The 16,633-nt window shown below is 58.1% G+C and carries 13 protein-coding genes; 2 read left to right on the top strand and 11 right to left on the bottom strand.

Annotation, left to right across the window (positions count from 1 at the left end; translation table 11 throughout):
- Positions 1–17: 17 nt before the first annotated feature.
- The 6 genes from B3849_RS06500 to B3849_RS06475 form a co-directional block, all read right to left on the bottom strand.
- Positions 18–1,478 carry a biotin carboxylase gene (locus B3849_RS06500; protein ID WP_009825641.1) on the bottom strand — a complete coding sequence of 487 codons (1,461 nt, stop codon included), beginning with the start codon at positions 1,476–1,478 and terminating at the stop codon, positions 18–20.
- Positions 1,479–1,501: 23 nt separating this feature from the next.
- Positions 1,502–4,240, bottom strand: coding sequence for an aminotransferase class I/II-fold pyridoxal phosphate-dependent enzyme (locus B3849_RS06495; protein WP_005850610.1), 2,739 nt, complete (start codon positions 4,238–4,240; stop codon positions 1,502–1,504).
- Between the two features lie 83 nt (positions 4,241–4,323).
- On the bottom strand, positions 4,324–5,430 hold the full coding sequence (locus B3849_RS06490) for a carbon-nitrogen hydrolase family protein (protein ID WP_009825643.1): 1,107 nt from the start codon (positions 5,428–5,430) through the stop codon (positions 4,324–4,326).
- Between the two features lie 167 nt (positions 5,431–5,597).
- Positions 5,598–8,366 carry a TRAP transporter permease gene (locus B3849_RS06485; RefSeq protein ID WP_286779927.1) on the bottom strand — a complete coding sequence of 923 codons (2,769 nt, stop codon included), beginning with the start codon at positions 8,364–8,366 and terminating at the stop codon, positions 5,598–5,600.
- Positions 8,367–8,489: 123 nt separating this feature from the next.
- Entirely contained in the window at positions 8,490–9,449 is a 960-nt protein-coding gene (locus B3849_RS06480; RefSeq protein WP_005850616.1) for a TAXI family TRAP transporter solute-binding subunit, read from the bottom strand.
- Between the two features lie 202 nt (positions 9,450–9,651).
- Positions 9,652–9,894 (bottom strand): hypothetical protein, encoded by a 243-nt coding sequence (locus B3849_RS06475; RefSeq protein ID WP_286779926.1) that lies wholly within the window; start codon positions 9,892–9,894, stop codon positions 9,652–9,654.
- Between B3849_RS06475 and B3849_RS06470 the strand changes: the two genes are divergently transcribed.
- On the top strand, positions 9,895–11,511 hold the full coding sequence (locus B3849_RS06470) for an FMN-binding glutamate synthase family protein (protein ID WP_278424649.1): 1,617 nt from the start codon (positions 9,895–9,897) through the stop codon (positions 11,509–11,511).
- 70 nt (positions 11,512–11,581) lie between these two features.
- Here the strand turns inward: B3849_RS06470 and gabT are convergent, their stop codons facing one another.
- Positions 11,582–12,976: a 4-aminobutyrate--2-oxoglutarate transaminase gene (gene gabT, locus B3849_RS06465; RefSeq protein WP_174226591.1), complete on the bottom strand. Its 1,395-nt coding sequence runs from the start codon at positions 12,974–12,976 to the stop codon at positions 11,582–11,584.
- Positions 12,977–13,154: 178 nt separating this feature from the next.
- On the opposite strand from gabT, the gene B3849_RS06460 reads away from it, so the two are divergent.
- Complete coding sequence (locus B3849_RS06460; RefSeq protein ID WP_009825647.1) at positions 13,155–13,706, top strand: cupin domain-containing protein; 552 nt, start codon at positions 13,155–13,157, stop codon at positions 13,704–13,706.
- A 43-nt stretch (positions 13,707–13,749) separates the two neighbouring features.
- Here B3849_RS06460 and B3849_RS06455 read toward each other — a convergent pair whose 3' ends face one another.
- From B3849_RS06455 to B3849_RS06440, 4 genes are all read right to left on the bottom strand, one after another.
- Positions 13,750–13,899, bottom strand: coding sequence for a hypothetical protein (locus tag B3849_RS06455; protein ID WP_005850628.1), 150 nt, complete (start codon positions 13,897–13,899; stop codon positions 13,750–13,752).
- A 295-nt stretch (positions 13,900–14,194) separates the two neighbouring features.
- On the bottom strand, positions 14,195–15,865 hold the full coding sequence (locus B3849_RS06450) for a sensor histidine kinase (RefSeq protein WP_286779925.1): 1,671 nt from the start codon (positions 15,863–15,865) through the stop codon (positions 14,195–14,197).
- Positions 15,866–15,918: 53 nt separating this feature from the next.
- On the bottom strand, positions 15,919–16,476 hold the full coding sequence (locus B3849_RS06445) for an RNA polymerase sigma factor (protein WP_005850631.1): 558 nt from the start codon (positions 16,474–16,476) through the stop codon (positions 15,919–15,921).
- A complete protein-coding gene (locus B3849_RS06440) occupies positions 16,473–16,628 on the bottom strand; it encodes a NepR family anti-sigma factor (protein WP_005850632.1) in 156 nt (51 codons plus the stop codon). Before B3849_RS06440 ends, B3849_RS06445 begins: the two co-directional genes overlap by 4 nt.
- Positions 16,629–16,633: the final 5 nt, after the last annotated feature.

Raw genomic sequence — 16,633 nt, 5'->3', positions numbered from 1 at the left:
TGCTGCCCTTTCGGTGCTTAGAGGATTTTGAACGCCGGATCAGACATCGCCGGACCCGCCTCTGCGACGGGCAGAGGACGACCGTTCACCGATTGCTTGATCCCGTGAATCCACTTTTTCGCGCGCTCATTCAACTGAAAAGACTTCGTCATCGACCGACCGCGGGTCACAAGGATGCCAATATCGGCCCCTTCATAGCGGTAATCACCCGGTTGCAGGATGCGCAGGAAGAACGCTTCGTTCTCGGATTCCACGGCGCGACGGTGATAATCGAAACGGTCGAACACAACGCGGCCATCTTCCAGCATCTTGTAAATGCCTGTCTCGGGCGCTTCGGTGCAGATATCGACGCTGTCTTCGGTGTGTTTAATAACCATCTGGCTCCAGCCGTCGATCATCTCGGGGTCGGCCCAACGGTTGTTCAGCTCTTCTACATCCAGATTGAACTTCTTCTTGCTGAATTCCAGCAGGTGGAACAGGAACAAGGGCGCATCCGCATGGGCAAAGGCCGCGTGGTTCGTCATCGACGACGCGCCCGTGATGCGCGGGTTCAACTCGCCGAGCCAGATGTCACCGGTCTTTTTGTCGATCAGGAAGTCGAGCTCGAAATAGCCACGATAGCCTTCCTTGCGCAGCTGTTCGCCGAACTTATAGGTCAGCTCGCGCGCTTTCTGACGGACCTTGGGCGGGAAGGCTGTCGACAGGATTTCATTGCCACACCAGCCCCCGCGATAGGGCGTCAGATCCTTGAACCCGACCAGTTCCGTCATCAAGGGGCCAACGATCGTGCCTTCTTTGGTGGCACAAGCCTCGATCGCGGAACCGCGGCAGTCGATCCGCTTCATGATCTTGATCTCGCCCTCGCCGACGATCTCGGATTCATGACGGCGGAAGTCAGCTTCGGACTTGATAAAGAACGTGGTGTGGCCACTGTCACCAAAGGCGGATTGCAGCACCAGATCATGGCCGATCCCGGCCTTCTCGCAGGTCTTCTTGAGGTCTTCGTAATCCTTGACCTCGGCCAGCACGTTCGGCACCGACGGCACACCGGCCTTGTTGCCGATCCGCACGGTTTCGATCTTGTTGTCCATCTTTTGGCGTAGCTTGGCCTTGGGGAACCAGACATCCGCCCCCAGCTCTTTCGACAGGCGTTCGGTTTCCTCGTCGAACATCAGGAACACGAACTTGGGCTTGCCACCGCGCCGCTTGACGAAATCGATGACTTCTTTGTGCTGCAACAGATAGTTGTTGATGTCTTCGATGCTCTGGAATTCAGCGTGGGGCTGTTCCGAGGGGCAGAACACATTGGGGTGCTTGCCGCCGTAGCAGTCGATGTAGCAGATATACTTAAAGTTTTTCACCCACTCATCGAGACCAAGAAGGTTAAAGTTCGTGGCCGAGATAAAGTAAACAGGGTCTTCGTTACGGTGAAAGAACCGACGAATTTCCGAGATATTCTTGAGAACAGTCGTTGCCATGATATTTGGTCCTTTGCTTAATCTTAGTCAGGTGAAGACGACAGGTTTTTCTTGCGCACCCGTTTCAGCGCCGCATCCGTAAAGACGCGCAGCCCCAGATCGGGGCGGTAACCGTGGATTTCGCTGACGTCCAAATTCCGCATGAACGACAGGATTTCCTGGCTTACCACCTGTCCGGGGACAAGGATGGGAAAGCCGGGGGGATAGGGGATGATAAAGCTGGCGGACACGACCGTCTGATTGGCGTCCATCGCCTCTTTCAGCGTGCCGTTCAGCTCCAGGTAATCGGTGTTCTTCTCGTCATAAGCGAGGAAGAACGCCGTGCGGATATCCCCTTCGGAGGTGACGTCGTCGTTGCGGAAGGCCTCGTGGAAGCGGCTGAAGTCCGGCAGCGGCGGGTAGTTCTCCATCAGGTTGGCGACGCGGTTGTCGAAAGACCGACGCTCCATCTTGCTGGCGTCATCCAGACGGTCATCCAGCGATTTCGCGATCTCGACCAGCACCTCGATCAGATAGGCGACGCTGGACCGCGTGGTGCCGATATTGGTCATGAACAAGACCGTGTTGCGCGAGGTCTTGTTGATCTGGATGCCGTATTTATCCATCAGGATATCGGTCTTGAACGTGTCACCGTCCCAGCCCGTCCCGCCGACCAGCAGCGTCACACGGCTGGCATCAAGGACGAATTGGTCCTTCTCCCAGCAGTCCCACATATCGGTCCAGCCCTGTTCCTGATGGTAATAGCTGGTCACCCCGCTTTCACGGTATTCCTCGGGGATCATGTCGCCCGCTGTCAGCACCTTGAAGTATTTGCTCAGCAGCGGGTGGTCGGCAATCGCACGACGCATGGACAAAGCGGCCTCGATCTGGCGCTGCACGAATTCGAAGCCTTCAAGCTCTACCTGTCGTCGGCCCACATCCAGCGAGGCGATGATCTGGTAGTTCGGCGAGGTCGAGGTATGGGTCATATAGGCTTCGTGGAAGCTTTGTTCGACCTCGCCTTTAAAGTCCTGATCATTCACGTGAATCATCGACCCCTGCCGCAGGGAGGTCAGCGTTTTATGGGTCGATTGCGTGGTATAGACCCGCACCCTCGAATCCGGCGCAGGGATCAAACGCGTGTTCAGCAGCGTCTCGTCGTCGGCATCCTTCAGTTCAGCCTGCTGCTTTTCATAGGCGATGCGGTGGTCGTCCGACTTGAACCGCGCGCGCAGCGTATTGGCTGCGTTCATGCCCGTACGCTGGCGATAGGTCGGGTTGAAACGGGCAAAAGCGAACCACGCCTCGTCCCACAGGAAAATGAGGTCAGGCTTGATCGCCAGACATTCCTCCATCACCCGTTCGACGTTATAGACCAGCCCGTCAAAGGTGCAGTTTGTCAGCAGCAACATGCGCACCTGATCCAGCTTGCCCGCGGCCTTGAGCGCCAGAAGCTGATGCTTGATCTCGCGCAGGGGCACGGCACCGTACATCGAATATTCATTCAGCGGATAGCTATCAAGATAGCACACCTGCGCCCCCGCCAGCACCATCCCGTAGTGGTGGGATTTGTGGCAATCGCGGTCGACCAGCACGATGTCACCGGGGCGCACCAGAGCCTGCACCACGATCTTGTTGCAGGTAGAAGTGCCATTGGTGGCAAAGAAGGTTTGCTTGGACCCGAAGGCGCGGCTGGCAAGCTCTTGCGCCTCTTTGATCGGCCCGTGGGGTTCAAGCAAGCTGTCCAGCCCGCCCGAGGTGGCAGAGGTTTCGGCCAAAAAGATGTTCGGCCCGTAGAAGGCGCCCATGTCCTGAATCCAATGCGACCGCGTGATCGACTTGCCGCGGCTGATCGGCATCGCGTGGAAAACGCCCGTGGGCTGTTTGGAATATTCGACAAGCGCCGTGAAGAACGGCGATTTGTTCCGCGCCTGCACCCCGCGCAGAATGTTCAGGTGCAGCTCCATAAAGTCTTCTTGGTTGTAAAAGACCCGACGGCAGATCCCCAGATCCAGACCCGCGATATCCTCGACCGACCGTTCGGTCACCAGATAGGCGTCGAGCTCGGGGCGAACCTTGGCGATCATCCGGCAAAGCTCGGGGCCGTAGTTTTCGGGCTGTAGCTTGTCGATCTCTTCTTGCCCGCCGGCGCGGGCGAGGTAGCGGACCAGTATCGTCTCGTCCATCTTGGACTTGAGCGTCAGCCCCGGGCGCACCACGATGGCCTGGATATTGTGGTTGAACAGCACCGCGATCAGCGCGTCTTCGATGGATTTGACCACCACGGCTTCGTAGTGGAACGGGTCTTCGGGGCGGCGCATCCGGCTGACGTTGGATTTCAGCCAGCGCTCTTGCTGGTCGTTCACATCATCGACGATCAGCACTTCGAAATACGGTTTGGTCAGCGCCCGCGCCTCGGGAGAGAGCATCGCCTCGTCGTCATGTTCGTCGTGATCGATGCTGTCGCGTTCCAGCGGGATGGTGCGACGGCGATAGGCCCCTGTTGTCAGCGCCCGCGTGATACGGTTCACCGCAAAGGCCATGTCGTCAAAGCTGTTGTTATTCAGCATCCGCTGCAGGTGTTCGAACGCCGCCATGCCCGGAAAGGCCCAATAGGGTTCGATCAGCGAGAGGGAGTCAAACAGCGCGGCGCATTTGCTGCGCAGGGCTTCGATTTCCTTGGCTGTGGTGGCGCGGGTCAGGCCGCTCGCCGCTTCACGCAGCGCGCTCCATCGGTCGGACCTCAGCTGAATTGCCGACGAATAATCGTTCATAGAATGCATCAATCGTACTCCGCTTTGGGCGGTCGACTGCTGCATCCCGGTGTCCGGCACTTTTGAAAAGCGCCGGACCTGAACGCCGCAGCCTAGCCGCTAGATGTCGGCCCGCTGCCCGGCAGATCACCGGGCTTTACGGGTGGATTTGGTGTCGCTGCAGCCGGAGCCACAGGTGTTTCGGCAGGGGCCGTGATATTGGCAGTCCCCGCCGTTGGATTTGGTAGCGGTTCGGGGGCAAAGCCCGGCTGAACCGCAGGTGTCGTTGTTTCATGCCCTTTGAACACGGGCGCATCCGGTACCCGCTGCGCGGGCACATCGACGTGCAGACCAGCGCGGGTCCCCTGATGAGGCACCTCAAGCGGGCCAAGCGTGTTCAGATAGGCGTCCGTCCCGCTGGAACGGTCATAGATCGAGAAGTCGGTAGACCGGTCGCGGAAAGATTTAAGTACCTGCCCCAGACCCTTCATGCCGGTTTCGCGCTGACGACGCACCATCGACAGATCGACTTCGATCGGGAACATGTCTTCCTGACCGGCGGACTGGTGCAGGACCATCGATGTCGGATCGACGACCAGCGATTTGCCGACGCCACCTGCGCCCAAACCGTTGACCGCAAAGACATAGCACTGGAACTGCGCCGCGGTCGCGCGGGCAATCGCCAGCTCTGCGTCGCGGTCGGTGGTGCCGGTCAGAACCGGTGTCAGCAGAACCTCGACGCCTTGGCTGGTCAGCTGGCGCGTGGTTTCGGGGAACCACATGTCATAGCAGATCGACAAGCCGAAACGCCCGACTTCCGGCACGTCGAAAACACAGAATTCGGTGCCTGCCGCAATGCCGGATTCATAGGGCCGGAACGGGAACATCTTGGCGTAGCGGCGGATGATTTCGCCCTCGGGGTTGATCACAACGGCGGTGTTGTACACGCGCCCGTCCTCGGGGTTCTTGAGGAACATGGAGCCGGGGATCAGCCAGACACGGTGCTTGCGCGCAGCGGCCTGAAACACCTCGAGCGTTTCATTCTCGGGGGGCAATGCAAACCGGTCAAGCGGGCCAAAGGGGGCCAGCTCGGAAAACAGGACCATCTGGGTCCAGGGAAAACGCGCCATCAGGATGTCCAGTCGCTGGATCATGCCATCGACGTTGGACTCCAGCGCGTTGACGTACATCTGCACGCCTGCAATCGCAAAAGGTGTCATAACTTGTCACTCCGTCCAAACGGGCGGAAGGGGCCGGAAATACTCCGCCCATACGCCCAAGGTGACAAGTCCATACCCCCATTGTTGGGAATATTAAACACGTGACGTGATGGCGAACCCACCGTCATTTGCATGGCTTCTATGCGTAACATGCACAAACTAATCTGTTACACCACCGCTGCTTTGCGGGCCGCACGTGCATTGCGGCCCCGTTGCATGACGACCACGAGGGCCAGCAACAACAGCGCGGGGATAAACATCCAGTATTTACTTGGGGTTGCGACGGGTTTGAGCACGCGCAGCACCTCTTGGTCCCAATCCAGACCCGCCGATTGCGCGGCAGAGTTGTACGAAACGTCGTCGATGAACATCTGGTCGCCCTCGACACGGGTAATCACGCCGGCAGCCTCCAGCCGTTCTTCGCCCGTGGTGCCTTCGTTGATTGGCAGAAGGGCGACAAATTCGATCGGATCACCCAGATCATTGATACCGGCGACGCGCAGGCGCAGATCCTCACCAAGCGGTGTGTCGGCCGCGGCCTGCACAATCTCGGCCGGTGCTTCTTCGGTATAGGGCGGAAAGACCATATCCATCCAGAAACCGGGCCGGAACAGGGTAAAGGCGATCAGCAAGAGGGCAATCGTCTCGTAGAAGCGGTTTCGCGCAAGGAACCAGCCCTGGGTCGCCGCTGCAAACAACAGCATCGCAAAGGTCGCGACAATGAAGACGAATATACCCTGCACCATCGTCACATCAATCAACAGCAGTTCGGTGTTGAAGATGAACAGGAACGGCAGCGCCGCCGTCCGCAAGCTGTAGAAGAACGCGACGACACCGGTCTTGATCGGATCCCCACCGGACACAGCCGCGGCGGCAAAGCTCGCCAGCCCGACCGGAGGCGTCACATCAGCCATGATGCCAAAGTAGAATACGAACAGGTGCACCGCGATCAGCGGCACGATCAGACCGTTCTGCTGCCCCAGTGTCACAATGACAGGTGCCAGCAGGGCCGACACAACGATATAGTTTGCCGTTGTCGGCAACCCCATCCCAAGGATCAGCGACAGGATCGCGGTCAGGAACAGGATCGCAAGGATATTGCCGCCCGACAGAACCTCGACCACATCGGCAAGCGCCGACCCAACGCCGGTCTGGCTGACCACGCCCACGATGATACCAGCGGTCGCGGTGGCGATACCGATACCGATCATGTTGCGCGCCCCGACGACCAAGCCGTCGATCAGGTCACGCACCCCCGCGACCACATCATTGGCAAACTGGCTTTCGCCCCGGAAAATCGCCATCAGCGGACGCTGTGTCACGAGGATAAAGATCATGTAGGTCGTGGCCCAGAACGCCGACAGGCCAGGGGACAGACGATCCACCATCAAGGCCCAGACCAGAACGACAATCGGCAGGATAAAGTGCAGGCCCGACCGCACCGTTGGACCAGGCAAGGGCAAACGCGTCACCGGCTCGTTCGGATCATCCAGTACCAGCGGCTCTTCCTTCGACCCGATATACAGCAGACCGGCATAGACCGCGGTCAGCAAGGCAAAGATGATATAGCCCGCGCTGTTGGGGAAGGCAGGACGCAGCCAGCCCATGCCATAGTAGACAGCGAAGCTCAGCGCGCAGATGCAGGCGATGATAAAGGCGGACACCAGCAAGCGCTGCACAATCGGCTTGGGCGTATAGGGGCGTTCCAACCCGACCATACCGGCCTTCAGCGCTTCGAGGTGCACAATATACACCAGCGCGATGTAAGAGATCACCGCGGGCAGAAACGCGTGTTTCACCACATCAAAATAGGGGATGCCCACATATTCAACCATCAGGAAGGCCGCGGCCCCCATGACGGGCGGCATGATCTGACCATTGACCGAAGACGCAACCTCGACCGCGCCGGCCTTTTCAGAGCTGAACCCCACCTTTTTCATCAGGGGAATGGTAAATGTCCCCGTGGTCACGACGTTGGCGATAGAGGAGCCAGAGATCAGCCCCGTCATGGCAGAGGACACCACAGCAGCCTTCGCAGGCCCGCCTTTCATGTGGCCCATCATGCTGAAAGCGACCTGGATGAAATAGTTACCGGCACCGGCCTTATCCAGCAGCGCGCCGAACAGGACGAAGAGGAATACGAAAGACGTCGACACACCAAGCGCGATGCCGAACACACCTTCGGTGGTGATCCACTGGTGGTTCACAATCTCGGAAAGCGAGTTACCCTTATGCGCGATGATATCCGGCATCATCGGCCCCAAGACGTTGTAGACAAGGAAGACCGACGCAACGATCATCAGCGCGGGTCCAAGGGCGCGGCGCGTTGCCTCTAGCAGGATCATGATGCCGATCACGAAAACAACCGTATCTTGCATGTTCGGCGCACCGACACGGCCCGAGATTTCGCGATAATATACAAACAGATACAACGCAGCGGCCGCGCCAACCAGCGCCAAGGCCCATTCCCACAAGGGGATACGGTCTTTGGGCGATCCAAGCACGACACATGCGACAATGACGATGGCGACCAGCGGGATCCACCAGGTCGGCGTGCCGTCTTTGGCCGCGACCATGAACAGATAGGCCAGCACGACGGGCACGATAATTCCCAGCCCCAGCTGCACCTTGGTGCGCGCGGCGGGGAAGGCGGCGATGCCAAGGAAGATAGCAAAGGCCAGATGGATTGACCGGGCTTCGGTATCGTTAAAAACACCCCAGCCGAAAACAAAAGGAAGCGGGGAGGCGATCCACAGCTGGAAAAGCGACCACGCCAGCGCGGTCAACGCCAGAAAGACGCCAACGCTTCCGGTCGCTGACCTGCCGCCCGTGTCCGAAGACGCGACAAGTTCGTCCAGTTCGCTTTGGCTCAGCCCGCCTTTTCCGGCGGCTTCGGCTTCTACAGCGGCGGCTTGGTGTTGATCGTTCTGTGACATCTTCGTCCCCTTGGTGGCCCCGTATCAGGACAGGTGCACGTTTATTGTCGGTCGACTGCGGTCGTTGCCGCAGGATGCGAACGCGAGGCCCTCCTCGCGTTCGCGAATGGTCAAGCGGCGGGCTTATTCAATCCAGCCACGCTCTTTGTAGTACTTCGCCGCACCATCATGAAGAGGGGCGGACAGACCGTCCTTGATCATCTCTTCTTCTTTGAGGTTCTCAAACGCGGGGTGCAGCTTTTTGAAGCGGTCAAAGTTGTCGAACACAGCTTTTACAACTTCGTACACGACTTCCTCGTCCACATCAGCGGAGGTCACAAAGGTCGCTTTCACGCCGAATGTTTTCACATCCGCGTCGGTGCCTTTGTACATGCCACCGGGGATGGTGGAGTATGCGTAGAAGGGGTTATCGGCGACCAGCTTGTCGATCGCTTCGCCTTCAACCGGCACCAGCTTGGCGTCGACGGTGGACACGGCTTCCTGGATCGACCCGTTGGGGTGGCCCACGGTGTAGATGATCGCGTCGACCTTGTTATCGCCCAAAGCGGCGGCCTGTTCGGCTGGCTTCAGCTCGGATGCGAGCGCGAAGTCATCCATGGTCCAGCCTTTGGCGTCCAGAACGACTTCCATCGTGGCGCGCTGACCGGAACCGGGGTTACCGACGTTGACGCGTTTGCCTTTCAGGTCGTCAAAGCTTTCGATGCCGGAATCGGCACGCGCGATGACGTTGAAGGGTTCGGCGTGTACAGAGAAGACCGCGCGCTCTTTGTCGAACTTGTCGCCTTCGAACTGCGAAGACCCGTTGTACGCGTGGAACTGCCAGTCGGACTGGGCAACACCCATGTCCATGTCACCCGCCTTGATGGCGTTGATGTTGGCGATGGAACCACCGGTGGACGGAGCGGTACATTTCAGGCCGGTTTTGGCGCTGTCACGGTTTACCAAGCGGCAGATCGACTGACCCACGACAAAGTAGACGCCGGTCTGGCCGCCGGTCCCGATGGTGATGAATTTCTCCTGCGCGGTGGCGGCGGTACCCGCGACCAGTGCAGAGGCGATGGCGATGGACTTGAAAATAGTCATTTGAAGTCTCCCAACTTAATTGTCTGAACACACGTCATTGATGCGCATGCTCTCCGTCATGGTTGAAATGAGCGCAGATATTCCGAAGCAAAACAAGCTGATTTATTGCGATTTTTCCCCGAAATAATGCTCTGACCCTGTGCGAATCGCGGCGTGAAATCATGAATTATTTTCACTATGCGGTACACATGGCCCCCGTCATTTAGGGGACGCGGATGGTAAATCGCAACGCGAAAAACGATGTAATAAACTGATTTTCCATATTTATTTCACTTCCCCCAATCCCGTGCCTAAAAATACTAGCGCGCAGCGGCACAAAATCAAAACTGCGGGCCGGAATATGTGCCGGACATCTGCCTTCGCCGCGCGGTACTTTCGGGTTATTTGTGCTATATAACCGAAAAAGCAGCGATTTTCGACCCAGACGCGCCAGCAGGAGCCCCACATGAAAGCACTCAAATCCCTCGGCCGCTTTGGCCTTTTTGCGACTGTCGTCGTCCTTTTCGGCGCGTTCGCGATGCTCACAGCGCTGTGGTCGTGGTGGATGGTTCTCCCGTCGGTGATCTTCGGCATCCTCGCGGTGATGGGGGTGTACGACCTGATCCAGACCAAACATTCGATCCTGCGCAACTATCCGGTGCTGGGACACATGCGGTTTTTCTTTGAAGGTATCCGCCCGGAAATCAGGCAGTATCTGATTGAATCCGATCAGGACGAAGAGCCGTTCAGCCGTGATGACCGGTCGCTGGTCTATCAACGCGCCAAAGGCGTGGAAGACGCACGGCCTTTTGGCACGCGGATGCGGGTCTATGATGCGGGGTATTCATGGGTCACCCATTCGGTCCAGCCGGTCCATATCACCGACACGGATTTTCGCGTGACCATTGGCAACAAGGACTGCAAGCAGCCCTATGACGCGTCGATCTACAATATCTCGGCGATGAGCTTTGGGTCGCTGTCGGCAAATGCGATCAGCGCCCTGAACAAGGGGGCCAAGATGGGCCAGTTCGCCCATGACACCGGCGAAGGCGGGATCAGCCGCTATCACCGCGAGGGGGGCGGCGACCTGATCTATGAAATCGGGTCGGGCTATTTTGGCTGCCGTACAGAAGACGGGCAGTTCGACCCCGACAAATTCAAGGAGCAGGCCGCAAGCGACCAGATCAAGATGATCGAGCTTAAGTTGAGCCAGGGTGCCAAACCCGGTCACGGTGGCATGCTGCCCGCGTCGAAGATCAGTGCCGAGATCGCGGCGGCACGGGGCATCCCGATGGGGCACGATTGCATCTCGCCCGCCGCCCATTCGGCGTTCACCTCTCCTGTGCAGATGATGGAGTTTCTGGGCAAGCTGCGCGATCTGTCGGGCGGCAAGCCTGTGGGGTTCAAGCTGTGCATCGGCCACCAGCGTGAATTCATGTGTATGGTCAAGGCGATGCTGGATACGGGGATCGTGCCTGACTTCATCGTCGTCGACGGCACCGAAGGCGGCACGGGCGCTGCCCCGCTTGAATTCGCCAACCACGTCGGCATGCCGATGGTCGAGGGGCTGACCTTTGTGCACAACACCCTGCGCGGTGCCGGCATCCGCGATAAGGTGAAACTGGGCGCGGCGGGCAAAGTCGTATCGGCCTTTGATATCGCCCGTGCGCTGGCTTTGGGCGCGGATTGGTGCAACTCCGCCCGCGGGTTCATGTTTGCGGTGGGCTGTATCCAGGCGCAAGCGTGCCACACCAATCACTGCCCCGTCGGCGTCGCGACCCAAGACCCCACCCGCCAGCGCGCCTTGGATGTGGATGACAAAAGCCAGCGTGTCGCGCGGTTCCACCGCAATACGCTGATAGCCTTGGGCGAGATGACAGGTGCCGCCGGTCTAGAGCACCCCAGCGATTTCCTACCCCGCCATATGATGATGCGGCAAAGCGATAACAGCATGGTGCAGGGTGATCAGGTCTATGGCTACCTGCCCGAAGGCTATCTGCTGGATGATCAATCGCCCGACTATAACGGCAATAAAACCCGTTGGGCGCGGGCGCAGGCCGACAGCTTTGTACCGTTTGATTAAACGCGCCCAAGACCGGAAACACAAAAGGCGCGCAGGTTTCCCGGCGCGCCTTTCATTATGACGACAGAGCTTATTTTGCTTCTTCGGCGACCGCGGCAGCGACGGAGGCTTCGAAAATCCCAAGCCCCTCTTCGATGATCGCATCCGACGCGGTCAGCGGCACCATCACACGCACGGCATTGCCCTGCATGCCACAGCTCAGCAGCAGCAGACCGCGCTTGAGCGCGTGCGCAATAACACGTTTGGTGAAATCACCGTCCGGTGTCGCCGTGTCAAAGTCGGTCACAAACTCGACCGCGACCATCGCACCCAGACCGCGGATATCCCACATGCGGAAAGGTGCAGAGCGTGCGCCGATCTCGGCAAAGCGCGCCTTGAGGTGTTCACCCATGTCCAGCGACCGCTGCAGCAGGCCTTCTTCCTCGATCGCCTCGATCGCGGCAAGCGCTGCGGCACAGGCGACGGGGTTGCCGCCGTAGGTGCCACCCAACCCGCCGGGGATCATCGCGTCCATCACATCAGCGCGGCCAATGACACCCGCCAGTGGATAGCCACCCGCCATCGACTTTGCGACGGTGATCAGATCGGGGGTAACGCCGGAGTGTTCGATGGCGAACCATTTGCCGGTCCGGCCAAAGCCCGCCTGCACTTCGTCGGCGATCAGCATGATACCGTGCTGGTCACAGATCTCGCGCAGCTGGTGCATCATCTCGAAGGGCACGGGGGTATAACCACCCTCGCCCAAGACGGGCTCGATGATGATGGCGGCCACACGTTCGGGCTGCGCATCGGTCAGGAAGAGGTTCTTCAGGCCGGTGATCGCATCCTCGACCGTGATCCCGTCGCGGGGCGATGGGAAAGGCGCGCGGAAGATATCGGACGGGAAGGGACCCACGTCTTTTTTGTAAGGAGAGATTTTCCCCGTCATCCCCAACGTCAGCAGCGTGCGCCCGTGGTAGCCGCCGGTAAAGGCGATCACACCGGGGCGGCCGGTTGCAGCCCGCGCGATCTTGACCGCGTTTTCCACCGCCTCGGCACCGGTTGTGACCAGCAGCGTTTTCTTGGGCGCGTCACCGGGGGCCAGCGCGTTCAGCTTTTCCGCTAGTTCGATATAGGGGGCGTAGGGCACAACCTGAAAGCTGGTGTGCGTGTATTGGTCTTCCTGCGCCTTGGCTGCCGCGATCACCTTGGGGTGACGGTGGCCGGTGTTCAGCACGCCGATGCCGCCAACGAAGTCGATGTAGCGGTTGCCATCCACGTCCCAAAGTTCCGCGTTCTCGGCGTATTTCGCATAGATCGGCGCCGCAGAGGCAACGCCACGTGGAACAGCCTGTTCACGGCGGGCGATCAACTGAGCGTTGGTTTCGACAGATACATTTGCATCGAGCATGTCGGGCACGACGCTGCTTTTTGCCGGTTTCTTTGCAGCGGCCTTGCGCGGCTGCTTTTTGACAGTACTAGGCATATACAAATCCTCTTGTTGAAACGCGACCCGCGTTTAAAATCCTCTTATTGCGTTTAATTTAATTGTCAATATAGATTTGCCTCAGCGCGCGTCAGTTGAATCGGCTGCGCCAAAATTTGCCTGTGATCGCACCAAGATACGGGTTAGGAAGCTGACAGAAATAATCCGGGGACCGGACGTGGACATAGGTCAAAGACTAAGATCGATTCGAGAAGAACGCGGCCTGTCTCAGCGCGAACTGGCGACCAAGGCAGGGCTGACCAATGGCACCATCTCCCTGATCGAGAAGAACAAGACGAGCCCCTCGGTCGCGTCTTTGAAAAGCCTGCTGGACGCGATCCCGATCAGCATGGCTGAATTCTTTTCAACGCTGGAAGATACGCAATCGCCCAAGGTCTTTTACCGCGAGAGTGAGTTTACCAAAGTCTCCCCAACCTATGACGGTCAGGTGTCATTGCGCCAGCTTGGCAATGCGGAGCAACACTCCTTGCAGGTGCTGCACGAAACCTACCCGCCCGGCGCGGATACAGGCCCCGAACTGCTGGTGCATGAGGGCGAAGAAGCTGGTGTCGTTATTTCCGGAGAGATCGAGGTGACGGTCGATGATGCCGTCGCCGTGCTGGCACCGGGGGATGGCTATCTTTTTGACAGCCGCTTGCCGCACCGGTTCAGAAACATCGGCGACGTACAATGCATTGTCGTAAGTGCATGTACGCCGCCGAGTTTTTGAATTCGTTTTCTTGACGTGCGGATGGCCCGCACTAAACCTTTGATTATCGTTCGTCGTCGCGCCGGGAATGGCTATGCAATGACGATCTTTGGCGCTTTTTCTCTTCGCTGCCCCGTTGCGTGGTCAGCGAAACGATAGCGATTGCGGCCAAAGCGAGAATCAAAAATGAAGCGATAAACAAATCTGTCGTCATTGATGCCTCCTGTTCGCTTGTGTGGCTCGTTCAGGAGACTAACAGCCCACGGGTCACATGGTTCCACAGGCTGGAGGGCGCAATTGCTGCATTGCAGAGTTTGCGCGGCGCTTTGCTGAGACGGCGAATGTCGCCTGACATACGCAATCGGGACCACATCCATCGCGAAACCACCGAAAGTCCCATGAATCCCGCAGGTTGAACCCCAACAGGCCCCGCTCGCCGGGACGCGAAGGATTCACCGCCGACATACTGAAAATAAATTTAATTTTACCGAGTTTTCTGCGCCGAACCCTCAGTAGTCGTAGACTTCTTTCGCCTGCAGCGGCACGTGGAATTCAACGCTCAGCGTATAGGTGCCCTCTTCATCGATGATCTCTACCTGCCCGTTCAACTGACGCGAGAACGCGTTGATCAACCGAGAACCAAGGCCGGTCCCTGCTTCGGGATCAATATTGCCGGTGGTGTTCTTAACAAACAGCAATGCCATTTCCGGCTGGGTATGAGACAGGCTTACCTCGATATGTCCCTTTGCCTTGCCGTCGGCGGCGACATATTTCAGCGCATTGGTAATCGCCTCGGACACCAGCAACGTCAGCGGTGCGGCGTCGTCGGGGTCAAGCTGAACCGCCTCGTAGTTTTGCGACACCGTCACGCCAGAGCCGGACGGCAGACCTACGCTAAGGAGCTGGTTCACGATCTCATGCATGAGCGCGCCACCGTCGACGCGGGTCAGGTTGTCGTTCTGGTAAAGGCTTTTGTGCACTGTCGCGAGGCTGAGTATCCGGTCCTGCAAACGCTGCAACACGCGTTTCGCATCCGATGTGGTCGCCTGACGGATCTGCATGTTCATGATAGAAGAGATCAGCTGAAGGTTATTCTTCACCCGGTGATGCACTTCTTTCAGCAGAATATTCTTTTGGCGCAGGTTGTCTTCTAGCGACGCTTCATCCCGCAGGATCGATTCCGCCATACCGACAAAGGCATGCTCCATATTCACGATCTCGGTCGGGACGACACCCCCCAAGGGCGTGCGCGGCAAGGTTCTGTTCAACGCGAAATGGCGCATCTGCCGACCAAGTTTGCGGATGTGTTTAATGGCCAGACGGTTCAGCGCCCAGAAGGCCACGACAAGGCTTGCCAGCCACATCGCCACTGGCAGCACGAAGCTAAGCGTTGTCATCGCCCCCGCCTGAAGCAGCGGGGAATCCTCGGGCCAGACGCTCATGGCGTAGGCAACACCGGGGACGATGGGCAAAACGGCATAGACGCGGTCCTGCCCTTGCTGGTTGGTATCATGGAAGACGCGACCAGACTGGCCCACATACCATTTCAACGCGGCAAAGGAGGGCAGCTCTTGCTCGGCCGCTTCAACGCCATTTTTGGTCGTCAGGATGTCGCCCTGCGCGTTGAAGGTCAGCATCGCGATCGGCTGCGACCCTGTCTCGGGCACCGGTGCGTCGTGAAAAACCTTTTCGGGAATGGACAGGTTGATAAAGCCGATCAGCTCTTCTTCCACCTTAAGCGGGTTGGTGACGATCAGCACCGGTTCCTTGCTTTGCGCCGGCGTGCTGGTGACATTCGCCATGCGACTTTTGTGTTCGATCATCTTCTGAAATACAGGCCGGTCCGACACGTTTCCTGAAACGCCTGTCGACACACAATCCATCCGCCCGTCGTTTTGGATGAAGCTTGCGACTGTATAAAGGTCGGAGGATCGCTGATATTCCCGCATGAAAGCGCTGCAGGATACATTGTCAGACTTGATCAGTTTGACCACGGACGCCAAAGCCGCCGCTGCGCCGAACGCTTCCTGAATGGTGCCGCTTTCCTTCGCCGACGCTTGCTCTGTAATGGCAAGCAGCGACAGTTCGGCATTCTCGAGGTTCTGCTCCGCAATCTCTCGAGTCTGCACAACGGCGATCAAACCGATGGGCAGCAACGCAAGCGATAGAAAAAGCAGCACGCGAAACGCGAGGCCACGAAAGATATTTGTGGACAGAAACCCCGACGTCACGATCAGAAAGAAGACACTTTAGATGCCGAGATAACCGACATCGTCGCATCATCCGTCATTTCGAGGCTTTCGTCATCGCGCAGGCCCATCAGCTCAGCCAGCCGCGCACGGGCACGGTTCGTCCGGCTTTTGATCGTACCGACGGCAACACCACACATCTCGGCGGCTTCCTCGTAGGAAAAGCCCGATGCACCGACCAGCAGCAATGCTTCGCGCTGTTCGTCTTTCAGCAAACCCAGAGCTTTGCGGAAATCGGTCATTTGCATATGCCCGTCATGCGCCGGCTTTTCGGCAAGGCTTTCGGTGAACACACCATCCACATCAGCGACCTCGCGGTTGGCTTTACGACGGGAAGAATAATAGGTGTTCCGCAAAATTGTGAAGAGCCAAGCGCGCATATTTGTGCCGACTTCAAATTTTTCGATGTTGGTCCAGGCTTTGACCAGAGTATCCTGAACCATGTCATCCGCGACGGCACCGTTCCGGGTCAGGCTGATGGCAAAGGCGCGCATGGCGGGCAAATGCTCCACCAGTTGGTCGCGGGGATCAGAATTGCTCATCCTTTTTTACCAGCGTTTTTATCCTGTTCTTTCAACTGATTAAGCAGGTCTTTAAATTTATCGGGAATCCCTTCTTCCATCGTCTCGTCATAAACGCGGCGAAGATTTTCGTCGATAAAGCGCTCACGCTCGTCGTTTTGGCCTGATTGCATGAACA

The organism is Sulfitobacter sp. UBA4523 (assembly GCF_002388305.1).
GTDB lineage: Bacteria > Pseudomonadota > Alphaproteobacteria > Rhodobacterales > Rhodobacteraceae > Sulfitobacter > Sulfitobacter pontiacus.
The sequence above is the reverse complement of the archived record's forward strand: the minus strand, read 5'-3'. Positions and strand labels throughout refer to the sequence as shown.